Below are 12,007 nucleotides of genomic sequence, written 5' to 3' on the forward strand. Positions count from 1 at the left end.
CCCCCGATTAAAATTCCGCAAGTTCACGCATTGCTTTTTCAACTTTATCTGGATTTACCATAAAGAATTTTTCCATTGTTGGTGCATATGGCATTGCTGGAACATCTGGGCCTGCAAGACGTGCAACTGGTGCATCTAAATCAAACAGACAATTTTCAGCGATAATTGCCGCCACTTCACTCATAATGCTTCCTTCTTTATTATCTTCTGTTACAAGAAGAACTTTACCTGTTTTAGAAGCAGCTTCTATGATTGCTTCTTTATCTAATGGATACACAGTACGTAAATCAAGAATGTGTGCAGAAATGCCATCTTGCGCTAACTTCTCAGCTGCTTGAAGAGCAAAGTGAACACATAATCCGTAAGTGATAACAGTAATATCATCACCTTCACGTTTTACATCTGCTTTTCCGATTGGTAATACGTAGTCATCTTCTGGCACTTCACCTTTAATTAAGCGATAGGCACGCTTATGCTCAAAGAATAGTACCGGATCTTCATCACGAATTGCAGCTTTTAATAAGCCTTTTGCATCATATGGTGTAGAAGGGATAACAATTTTTAAACCTGGTTGGTTTGCAAACATCGCTTCTACAGATTGTGAATGATACAATGCACCGTGAACCCCCCCGCCAAATGGCGCACGAATTGTAACTGGACAAGTCCAATCGTTGTTAGAACGATAACGAATTTTTGCTGCCTCAGAAACAATTTGGTTTACTGCTGGCATGATGAAATCAGCAAACTGCATTTCAGCGATTGGGCGCATACCATACATTGCCGCACCAATTGCTACCCCAGCAATTGCAGATTCTGCAAGCGGTGCATCAAGTGCACGATCTTCACCAAATTGATCGTATAAACCGTGTGTCGCTTTAAACACGCCACCTTTTTTACCAACATCTTCTCCTAAAACGAATACTTTCTCATCGCGTTCCATTTCTTCGCGCATTGCTAATGTAATAGCATCAATATAAGACATTACAGCCATGAAACGTTCCCCCCTATTCTGCGTATACGTGCTTCAATGCATCTTCAGGTGCTGCATACGGAGCATTTTCTGCATATTCTGTTGCTTCATTTACGATATGCATAATTTCGTCTAACATTTGTTTTTCAAATTCCTCAGTTAACACGCCAGCTTCTTTTAAATAAGCTGCAAATGTTATAATTGAATCTTTTTTCTTTGCTTCTTCTACTTCTTCTTTATCACGATAAACACGATCATCATCGTCACTAGAATGTGCTGTTAAACGATATGATACTGTTTCAATTAAAGTTGGACCTTCACCACGTCGACCGCGGTCTGCTGCTTCTTTTACAGCTTTATATACTGCAAGCGGATCGTTTCCGTCTATTGTATATCCAGGCATACCGTAACCAATTGCACGATCTGATACGTTTTTACATGCTAATTGTTTTTCAACCGGAATAGAGATTGCATATTTGTTATTTTCACACATGAAAATAACAGGTAGTTTGTGTACACCAGCAAAGTTTGCCCCTTCATGGAAGTCACCTTGGTTTGAAGAACCTTCTCCAAATGTAACGAACGTTACTAAATCTTTCTTCTCCATTTTTCCAGCTAACGCAATACCAACTGCATGTGGTACTTGTGTTGTTACTGGAGATGAACCTGTCACAATACGATTTTTCTTTTGACCGAAGTGACCAGGCATTTGACGACCACCAGAGTTTGGATCTCCAGCTTTCGCGAAAGCTGACAACATAAGCTCTTTAGCTGTCATACCAAACGCTAGTACAACACCCATATCACGGTAGTATGGTAATGCATAATCTTTCTCTCTATCAAGAGCGAACGCTGCTCCAACTTGTGCAGCCTCTTGTCCTTGACAAGAAATTACGAATGGAATTTTACCTGCACGGTTTAATAACCACATACGTTCGTCAATTTTACGTGCAAGTAACATCGTACGGAACATTTCTAATACTTGCTCATCACTTAAGCCAAGCTCTTCATGGCGCTTTTCTTTTACTTCTGCCATTTTTCATAACCTCCTAAATCCACATTTTTATGCGTGTAACGCTCTTCCATCTACAGCAAGTGCTGCTTCACCAATCGCCTCAGATAATGATGGATGCGGATGAATTGTATGTGCTACTTCCCAAGGTGTTGCATCAAGTACTCTTGCAAGACCAGCTTCAGAAATCATATCTGTTACGTGTGGTCCAATCATATGAACACCAAGAATGTCATTTGTTTCTTCATCAACTACAAGCTTTACAAAACCATCAGATTCTCCGTATACAAGCGCTTTTCCGATTGCGCGGAATGAGAACTTACCTACTTTTAACTTATAGCCTTTTTCTTTCGCTTCTTGTTCTGTTAAACCGACAGAAGCAACTTCTGGACTGCTATATACGCATTTTGATACCATAGAGTAATCAATTGGCGTAACTTCTTTCCCTGCAATATGTTCTACTGCAACAATTCCTTCGTGAGAAGCAACGTGAGCAAGTTGTAAGCCACCGATTACATCTCCAATTGCGTAAATATGAGATTCTTTCGTTTGATAAAACTCATTTGTTTGAATGTATCCTTTTTCCACAACGATATCCGTATTCTCTAAACCAATATTTTGCGTATTGGCTTGTCTTCCTACAGATACAAGCATTTTTTCTGCTTTAAATTCTTTATTCTCACCGTTATGTTCAGCTTGAATTGTTACTCCATTATCTTTTACCAATGTTTCTGGTAATACTTTTGCACCAGTCACCACTTTAATACCTTTTTTCTTGAACAGACGTTGCATTTCTTTTGAAACGTCCTGATCTTCTAGTGGTAAAATCGTTTTCGCATACTCTAACACTGTAACTTCTACACCGAAGTCAGCAAGCATAGATGCCCACTCAATACCAATTACACCGCCACCAACGATAATGATCGAACTAGGAAGCGTTTCCATTTTTAGGGCATGATCTGAAGACATTACATACTCTCCGTCTAACTCTAAACCTGGTAATGAATTTGGACGAGAACCCGTTGCAACAAGTACATTTTTTGGAATTAACATTTCATTCTCTTCTCCACTTGCAAGTTCAACTGAAATTGTCCCTGGCATCGGAGAAAAAATAGACGGGCCAAGAATACGGCCAATACCTTCAAACACATCAATTTTACCTTGTTTCATTAAATGTTGAACACCTTTATGAAGCTGCGTTACAATCTTCTCTTTACGCTCTTGTACTTTTGCAAAGTTTAGTTCTACATTACTTGCAATAACTCCGAACTCTTCGCTTTTTTTAGCAGTTGCGTATACTTCCGCACTACGTAAAAGAGCTTTACTAGGAATACATCCTTTATGCAAACAAGTGCCACCAAGATTTTCTTTTTCAACAAGTGCTGTTTTTAATCCTAGTTGTGATGCGCGAATTGCAGCAACATATCCACCTGTACCGCCGCCAACGATGACTAAATCATATTCTCTTGCCATTATCTCAACCCCTAGCTACTGTTTGTTTTTCTCTTACCACATACTCTTTCGGCGCTTCTTCTTCACGTAATACACGAAGTGCTCCTTCTGCTAACGCTTCTAACTCATCTTCCCCTGGATGTACGATAACATCTGCAATCCAATCCACTCGTTCTTTTATTTCATCAACAAGTATTTTACTGTATGCAAGTCCACCAGTTAATACGATTGCATCGATTTTTCCGTGAAGTACAGCACTAGCTCCGCCAATCTCTTTCGCAACTTGATATGCCATTGCTTTATAAATAAGAGTTGCTTCAGGATCGCCTTTTTCAACCATTTGTTCTACTTTAATTGCATCATTTGTACCGATAAGACTTACAAGTCCACCTTGTCCGACAAGTTTTTTAACCATTTCGTCTCGGTAATACTCACCAGAGAAACACATCTCAACTAATTGTCCTACTGGTACTGTACCAGCACGCTCTGGACTAAATGGTCCTTCTCCGTTTAAGCCATTATTAACATCGATAACTTTTCCTTTTTTATGAGCACCAACTGTAATACCGCCGCCCATATGTGTAACTAATAAATTTAAATCCTCGTATTTGTGGTTTAATTCTACAGCCACTTTACGAGCAACTGCTTTTTGGTTTAATGCATGGAAAATACTTTTACGTTCCATACCAGCAATACCGCTTATACGAGCAATCGGTTCCATTTCATCTACAACGACAGGATCCACAATGAATGCTGGAATATTTAATCCAGAAGCGATTTCATATGCTAAAATGCCTCCAAGATTTGAAGCGTGATGACCGCTAAATCCATTTTTCAAATCTTCTAACATTGCATCGTTTACTGTGTATGTTCCGCCTTCTATTGGACGAAGTAATCCACCACGCCCACAAACAGCGTTCAATTTTGAAATGTTAATACCGTGAGAATGTAAAACTTCTAATATTGTTTCTTTTCGAAACTCATATTGGTCGATAATTCGTTTATATTTCCCAATCTTTTCTTCATCATGACGAATTGTTTCTTCTAAAACAGGTCTTTCATTATCAAAAACACCAATTTTTGTGGATGTACTACCCGGGTTAATAACAAGAATTCGATTTAAGGACAATGTTGCTACCTCCACTAATAAATTCAAAAGGACGTGGAAACCTCATAAGAGGTAACCACACCTTTTGTAAAAGTTATATATGAATGATTAGCGACGGCTAATAATGTCGTGACCGTTGCGTAAGTATGTGCTACGAGAGTTTTTCAAGCTTGCAATGCGCTCTTCAGCTAAACGATCTGCTGCTACATAAGTTGCTATGCCATCGCGTTTTGAAATTTCGATTACTTTTGCAATTGTGTCATAAATTGACTCAACACGTTTTAGCGCACGTTCTCTATTATATCCATATAATTCGTCTGCTACGTTAATTACGCCACCTGCATTAATTACATAGTCTGGTGCGTATACAATACCCATTTCATGAATGATGTCGCCGTGACGATCTTCTTTTAATTGGTTATTTGCAGAACCCGCGATTACTTTTGCTTTAAGTTGTGGAATAGTTTCATCATTAACTGTTGCGCCTAATGCACATGGTGCGTAAATATCACATTCAACACCGTAAATTTCATTTGGCTCAACTGCTGTTGCACCGAATTCTTCTACTGCACGTTGTACAGCTTCTTTATTAATATCTGTAACAATTAATTTTGCTCCTTCAGCGTGTAAATGTTTGCATAGATGATATGCTACGTTACCAACACCTTGAACAGAAATTACTTTTCCTTCTAGATTATCTGTACCGAACGCTTCTTTCGCAGCTGCTTTCATACCACGGTATACACCATATGCAGTTACTGGAGATGGGTTTCCAGAAGAACCGAATGAAGGTGAAATACCTGTTACAAAGTCAGTTTCTTCATGGATAATATCCATATCATCTACTGTAGTACCAACATCTTCAGCTGTAATGTAACGTCCGTTTAATCCTTGAATATAGCGTCCTAATGCACGGAACATCGCTTCACTCTTATCTTTACGTGGGTCACCGATAATTACTGTTTTCGCTCCACCTAGGTTTAAACCAGCTGCTGCGTTTTTGTATGTCATCCCTTTTGCAAGACGCAATGCATCTTCAATCGCCGCTTCTTCAGAATCATATGTCCACATTCTTGTTCCACCAAGAGCCGGTCCAAGTGTTGTATCATGAATTGCAATAATTGCTTTTAAACCTGATTCTTTATCTTGACAAAATACTACTTGCTCATAATCATATTTTTCTAAGTATTCGAAGATTTCTAATGTCATTGTCGTTTCCCCCTAATGTTTTACCCTTTTTGGTTTATTTTGAAGCAGTCGTAACTGCCAATGCTAATGAATATACTTTTGTTTCTGCTGAATCAGCACGAGATGTTAAAACTATCGGTGCTTTTGCGCCAGCAATCATCGCTCCTACTTTTGCATCTGCAAAGTAAACGAGTGATTTATAGAGCACATTTCCAGCTTCAATCGTTGGGACGAGTAAAATGTCTGCCTTACCTGCTACATCACTTACTATGCCTTTATGCTCTGCTGCGATTTGTGATACTGCATTATCTAAAGCAAGTGGTCCATCAACGATACAATTTTTAATTTGTCCGCGGCGATTCATTTGTGTTAACATCGCTGCATCAATTGTCGCCTGCATCGCTGGATTCACAACCTCTACTGCTGCAATTGGTGCCACTTTTGGCAACTCGATTCCTATTGCCCGGGCAACTTCTACAGTATTTTGTATAATAGCAGTTTTTTGTGTTACATCAGGTGCGATGTTCATCGCTGCATCTGTAACGAAAATAAGACGATCGTAATTTGGAACTTCAAATGCTGCTACATGTGAAAGCACGCTACCTTTACGTAACCCCCACTCTTTATTTAACACAGCCTTTAAAATATTCGCTGTTGGGATGTTGCCCTTCATAAGCACATCTGCTTCACCGTTTCTCACAGATTTAACAGAAAGCTCTGCAGCCTCAGCACTTGACGCTGCTGCAATCACTTCAATGTGGTCTGAAGTTTGTAAACCATGTTCTTGTAGCATCCCCATTATTTTTTCTTGATTTCCATATAGACGAAATTGAGCTAGCTGTAATTTAATCGCTTTCGCTACAGCTTCAATTACTTCATGATCTTCAGCTACTGCTACAGCTACAGTTTTTTTAGGCTGTCCTGCTGCTTGATCAATTAAGTGTTCTAACTTCATATTTTGTAATCAACCCTTTCCGTCGTCCCTCGTTTATTTATAAAGCAAATACCGTGCCAACTTTTTAAAGTGGTCTTACCAATAATGAAAACGCATTCAAAATGCAGTAAAATCAATACTTTGCAAAATAACGAAACATTCTGTCTTAATTTGTCGCTTTTTATATACCACGCAATAAATTGCACGGTACGCAATTTATTGCATGCTATTTTTTGCACACTCACACTTTTCTAGCTTGTAATATAGATTTCGAACTGAAATTCCTAATGCTTTTGCAGTTTTCGTTTTATTCCCATCAAATTTCTCTAGATATCCACGAATAATATTCCCTTCAAACTCTGTCACTAAATGTTCAAGTGGCTTTTCTTCTAATTCAGGTAATAAGTTATTTTGAGCTAACTCCGCCTGCTCTTCTTTATGCAAAGGGGGTAAATGCTGTACATCAATATATATCTCGTTATAATTCATAAAGATAATCGCTCGTCCTAAAATATTTTCAAGTTCCCTTACATTCCCTGGCCATTCATATGATTGTAGATAGGAAATAGCCGAATCAGTGAGCCCCTCTACATTCCGACCATAATCTTGGTTTATTTTTTGTATCAATCGTTCAGCAATTGCCGGTATATCTCCTTTTCGCTGACGAAGAGACGGAATTTGAATTGGAATTTTATTTAATCGATAATATAAATCCTCTCTAAACTCTCCTTCTAGAATAGCCTTTTCTAAATTCACATGTGTCGCTGCAATTACCCGAACATTAATGGGTATCGCTTTCGTTCCACCAACTTTTACAATTTCTTTTTCTTGCAACACGCGAAGGAGTTTCGCTTGCGTATTTGCAGACAACTCACCTATTTCATCTAAAAAGATACTACCGTTATTCGCTTCCTCAAAGAATCCGCGTTTCCCCCCTCTTTTCGCTCCAGAAAACGCACCCTCCTCATAACCGAATAATTCACTTTCTAACAACGTCTCCGAAATCGCCGCACAGTTTACACGGACGAATTTATTATATTTTCGATTACTTCCATTATGGATCGCATGTGCAAATAATTCTTTACCCGTCCCAGATTCTCCGCGTAACAATACTGTTGCCGGTGTATTCGCCCCAAGTTTCGCCTGCTCGATAGCTGCAGTTGTTTCATCTGAATTTCCGACAATATCATCAAATGAATATTTTGCTTCTAATGTACGAATAATCTGTCTCGCTCTATTCAACTCATTTGTTAACTTTTGAATTTCTGATACGTCACGAATTACACCGACGCTTCCTTTTAATATCCCATCAACAATAACGGGTGCTACGTTTACAATTACATCGCGCTTCTTTTGCCCAATCTTCATATGTATTCCGCGTACCGCCCTACGCGTTCGAAGTACTTTCATATGCATACTTTCACCTTCTACAATATCAGTTGTAGCCGGTTGTCCAAGAATATCTTCTTCTGTTAAACCCGTTAACTTCGTATAAGCAGGGTTTATAACTAATCCTCTTCCTTTCTCATCGACAACCGAAATTGCTTCTTCAGATGAGTTGATAATTGCCTCGAGTAACGTTTGAATTTCTTTTAAATCTGTAACTTCTTCCGCTAAATCTACAACTTCTGTAATATCTTTAAAAATCGCAAATGCCCCTTGAACCTCTCCTCCTTCTTTTAATATTGGAATACGTGTTGTAATAATTTTCTTTTCATTTTCTAACGTCAGTTCATAATTTACTTCTATTTGTTTCGTACGTATAATGCGAAGTAGCTTACTAGTTGGAATAACTTCTAAAATATATTTCCCTATCGCGTCTTCTTTTTTATATCCGATAATACGCTCTGCACTTTTATTAAAAAGACGGACTTGTCCCTCTTTATCAATTACAATCATACCGTCATGTGTAGAATTTAAAATTAATTCTCCTTGTTGCGTCTGTTCCTCTAACTGTCCAATTAAACCTTCCTTCTCATGCGCTAATTTTGTAACAATTTTCGCAATATCACCTGGAATGAGAAGAGTATCTTTATGCTTTTTCTCTAGTAAAACTTTATGTAAACCATCGTCACCTGTCATATCAAATATGACATCGATATGCATAGAAAGAAACGGAGTTACACTCTCTCCAATCACAATCCCATTTTCCTTAGCAATTTGTAATCCTTGCGCAGTCGGATTTATATCAATAACTCCTATAATTTGAAATATATTCGAACTTTGTAACAGATTCAGCAGTGTACTTCCACCTTCACCTGCACCAACAATTAAAACCTTTTGTTTCATACATTACACTTCCTCTCGAAGTATCTCTGCAAAATTTTTCACACCTTTATCTTACTCGCTCAGCCCCCTCTTGACAAACCCCCTTCTCATATAACATCATTGGAATATACTAAATAATCTGAAAAGGAGCGTTATGTATGCAGCGTTACCTTGCTCTATTATTAGCACTCATCCCTATTTCATTAGCTGTATTCGGCATTAAGTTAATGAGAGATACTGTGTTTGGGATTTCATTCCCCCCAATTTCTATACTATGGTTACAGTTTTTTATTGGCGCTCTCTGCTTCGCACTCGGGTTTTACATCTTTGGTGGCTTCGTCTTACACCGAGACCGTAAACGCAATAAAGTTCAAGCTCGCTTTAGAAGATAAAGTAAAACTTTAATCACTAGGGTTTTGTCCATTTCTAACTGATGATGAGTCCTACAACAAAGAGCTTGATAAATAAAAAATGAGACCTTTATATTAGGTCTCATTTTTTTATCGGCAATAAAGTTCTTGCTGTTTCAGGATAATCGGTAATAATCGCCGAAATATTCATATCAAAATATTTACGCATAAGAGTTTCTTCATTTATTGTATAGGGGCGAACCTCTACACCACTTTCCATTGTTAGTATAGCTATGGCATCTTGAAGGTAACGATAATTAGGATGTACTGCTGTTGCGCCCATTTTTTTTGCATATGCCCACGGACTATGCAAACCTTCACGATATAAAATAGCTGTTTGAATATCCGGAGCCATCATATGACATTTTTTCATACTGTAGTGATTAAACGAAGAAAATACAACACGATCTTCTAGACTAAACTTACGTACAAGTGTTATAACCTCTTCTTCTAAACCTCTGTATGGGATTTTATTATTTTTAAATTCAATATTGAGTAGCAATTTCGTTTTGGCGAGCCATTCTAATACTTCTTCTAGAAGAGGTATTTTACAAAAACCTACTTTATCACCGAATTTATAACTCGCATCCAACTTACATAAATCCTCATATAAATAATTTCGAACCGCACCTTTTCCATTTGTTGTCCGATCCACTGTTTCATCATGAATGACGACAACCTTTCCATCTTTCGTTAGTTGAACATCAAGCTCAATTCCGTCCGCTCTAAAAGCCTCCGCCGATTCAAATGAAACCATTGTATTTTCCGGATACGTTCCCGCTGCACCACGATGTGCAAATATAAGAGTCATCCTCACTCCCCCAATCTTATGCTATACTATACGAAAAAGGAGGTACTTCTATGAGACCATTACAAATTTCTCCAGACACTGCAGTTCGCTTATCAAAAGCATTAGGTGTGCCGCTCGAACAGCTCATGCATATGCCACAACACATTTTAATTCAAAAGCTAGTTGAATTAGAAAAACAAAATAAAGACGAAGAATAATATGGTCCTGTTTTGCAGGACTTTTTAATTTATCCTTACTACATATACTATCACAAGTACATCTTCCATACAGTGAAACTTCCACCAGATAAGTTATCTTGTCTTATTCTCCTACTGATCCCACAACTAATCGCTTTCTTACAAGCATTCTTTGAACAAAAAAATGAAAGAGCGTTGCCTCATGGCACCGCTCTTTCATTTCTCTATTGGAAATATATTAAACCTTTATCATTTATCCACTTTATGATTTATCGTTGTCTTATTATGCTCTGTTTTCACCCATGTATGTTGTTGCTTCCATTTAATTAGACCAACAATTTGAGCATAAACAAACGTATATGCGTAATAAAAGATAGAAAAACTCATTTGGATAAGTTTATACTTTCTATTTGTATCTACCTTAACTGCATAATACATACAAACAACAAATTGATACAGGAATAATATTAAAGAAAGAATACTCGCACCTAAAATCATCGCAACTAAACGTTTCCCTATTGCAGGGATATCTTGATATGATTGCGTCGCAACAACATATCCTAAAGCAATTAAAATACCTATCAAGGTTATTGTCATTTGAACTGCACGAGTCATTCCGAATAGATAAAACAACTGGTCAATAATTCTTATTTTCCCTTTTTCAGTAAACAGTTTTTTTACCATAGGTTTAAAGTTTGTAAATGCAACATACCAATGCCCTTGAGACCAACGCGTACGTTGTTTAATACTAATTTTAAAGTTATCTGGTTTTTCATCGTATACTCGAACAAAGTGATTCCATAATACTCTTCCATTATCTTTAACAATTTCCATCTCTAATTCTAAATCCTCTGTTAGCGAATCAAAACGGAAACCACCATGTTTCATTAAGTACTCCATTTTAACAATGAACCCAGTTCCACCAATAGCATTCGGTAATCCCAGACGATATTTTGCCAGCTGGAAGAAACGATTTGTTAAGTAATAGCTCATAGCATAACCAAGCGATAAATTAGTCGCTGAGTTTTTTGAATCTAAATAAATTTGAATCGCTTCTGGCTTATCTTTAGCAATGTACTGTGAATTTAACTCTTGTAAAACATTCGAATCGACATGATTATCAGCATCTAAAATCATTAAACAGTCATATTTTTCAGTCAGTTTATCAAATCCTAAATGACGTAACGCATATTGTAAACCTGCTGGTTTCCCTACGCCTTCACGAGGAAATAGCTGTTCACTTGTATTAACATATTTCATTCCCTTTTCTTCACAAATAGCACCTGTTCTATCCGTACTATTATCATTTACAACATAAATATCATACAAATCATCTCGGTATTGAATTTTTCTTAAATTATCAATAGTTGAACCAATTACTTTCTCTTCATTATGTGCTGCAACTAATATTAAAAACTTTGTCTTATCTTCAATTATTTCATAATCACGTTTCGCTTTACCAAATCCAAAAAAGGAAATGATTACATAGTATACCGTATTAATATTAACATATACTGTAATGATAAAAAACAATGCTAATAACACGGTAACTACTTTTCCGCTCAAAAATTCCATGTCCATCCTCCTAAAATCTTTCCAATATACACCATTATAGACTCTTAAATAATAATAATCTAGTTCGTTTCGTATTTCAAATAGTTTTTCTTACATAACGATG

General features: G+C 37.3%; 11 protein-coding genes. 2 read left to right on the forward strand and 9 right to left on the reverse strand.

Annotation, left to right across the window (positions count from 1 at the left end):
* Window positions 1-7: 7 nt before the first annotated feature.
* The 7 genes from bfmBAB to MHH42_RS21055 all read right to left on the reverse strand — a co-directional run bounded on the left by bfmBAB (window position 8) and on the right by MHH42_RS21055 (window position 8,953).
* Window positions 8-991, reverse strand: coding sequence for a 3-methyl-2-oxobutanoate dehydrogenase subunit beta (gene bfmBAB / locus MHH42_RS21025; protein WP_000290072.1), 984 nt, complete (start codon window positions 989-991; stop codon window positions 8-10).
* A gap of 13 nt (window positions 992-1,004) precedes the next feature.
* Window positions 1,005-2,006 (reverse strand): 3-methyl-2-oxobutanoate dehydrogenase subunit alpha, encoded by a 1,002-nt coding sequence (bfmBAA, locus tag MHH42_RS21030; protein ID WP_000852549.1) that lies wholly within the window; start codon window positions 2,004-2,006, stop codon window positions 1,005-1,007.
* Window positions 2,007-2,033: 27 nt separating this feature from the next.
* A complete protein-coding gene (gene lpdA / locus MHH42_RS21035; RefSeq protein ID WP_000090439.1) occupies window positions 2,034-3,455 on the reverse strand; it encodes a dihydrolipoyl dehydrogenase in 1,422 nt (473 codons plus the stop codon).
* Window positions 3,456-3,459: 4 nt separating this feature from the next.
* Window positions 3,460-4,563 carry a butyrate kinase gene (buk, locus tag MHH42_RS21040; RefSeq protein ID WP_000056190.1) on the reverse strand — a complete coding sequence of 368 codons (1,104 nt, stop codon included), beginning with the start codon at window positions 4,561-4,563 and terminating at the stop codon, window positions 3,460-3,462.
* Between the two features lie 87 nt (window positions 4,564-4,650).
* Entirely contained in the window at window positions 4,651-5,751 is a 1,101-nt protein-coding gene (locus MHH42_RS21045; protein WP_000171363.1) for a leucine dehydrogenase, read from the reverse strand.
* Window positions 5,752-5,785: 34 nt separating this feature from the next.
* The gene (yqiS, locus tag MHH42_RS21050; RefSeq protein WP_000763063.1) at window positions 5,786-6,685 is read right to left on the reverse strand and encodes a phosphate butyryltransferase; all 900 of its coding nucleotides are present in this window, start codon (window positions 6,683-6,685) and stop codon (window positions 5,786-5,788) included.
* A gap of 195 nt (window positions 6,686-6,880) precedes the next feature.
* Window positions 6,881-8,953 carry a sigma-54 interaction domain-containing protein gene (locus MHH42_RS21055; RefSeq protein ID WP_000811003.1) on the reverse strand — a complete coding sequence of 691 codons (2,073 nt, stop codon included), beginning with the start codon at window positions 8,951-8,953 and terminating at the stop codon, window positions 6,881-6,883.
* A 137-nt stretch (window positions 8,954-9,090) separates the two neighbouring features.
* Between MHH42_RS21055 and MHH42_RS21060 the strand changes: the two genes are divergently transcribed.
* Window positions 9,091-9,324: a DUF2627 domain-containing protein gene (locus MHH42_RS21060; RefSeq protein WP_340894041.1), complete on the forward strand. Its 234-nt coding sequence runs from the start codon at window positions 9,091-9,093 to the stop codon at window positions 9,322-9,324.
* A 100-nt stretch (window positions 9,325-9,424) separates the two neighbouring features.
* Here the strand turns inward: MHH42_RS21060 and MHH42_RS21065 are convergent, their stop codons facing one another.
* A complete protein-coding gene (locus MHH42_RS21065) occupies window positions 9,425-10,153 on the reverse strand; it encodes a glycerophosphodiester phosphodiesterase (protein WP_340894042.1) in 729 nt (242 codons plus the stop codon).
* Window positions 10,154-10,203: 50 nt separating this feature from the next.
* On the opposite strand from MHH42_RS21065, the gene MHH42_RS21070 reads away from it, so the two are divergent.
* Window positions 10,204-10,350 carry a YycC family protein gene (locus MHH42_RS21070; protein ID WP_001247671.1) on the forward strand — a complete coding sequence of 49 codons (147 nt, stop codon included), beginning with the start codon at window positions 10,204-10,206 and terminating at the stop codon, window positions 10,348-10,350.
* A 228-nt stretch (window positions 10,351-10,578) separates the two neighbouring features.
* Here the strand turns inward: MHH42_RS21070 and MHH42_RS21075 are convergent, their stop codons facing one another.
* Window positions 10,579-11,904: a glycosyltransferase family 2 protein gene (locus tag MHH42_RS21075; protein ID WP_000395075.1), complete on the reverse strand. Its 1,326-nt coding sequence runs from the start codon at window positions 11,902-11,904 to the stop codon at window positions 10,579-10,581.
* Window positions 11,905-12,007: the final 103 nt, after the last annotated feature.

Origin of the sequence: Bacillus sp. FSL L8-0099 (assembly GCF_038006385.1) — a bacterium.
Classification (GTDB): Bacteria; Bacillota; Bacilli; order Bacillales; family Bacillaceae_G; genus Bacillus_A; species Bacillus_A toyonensis.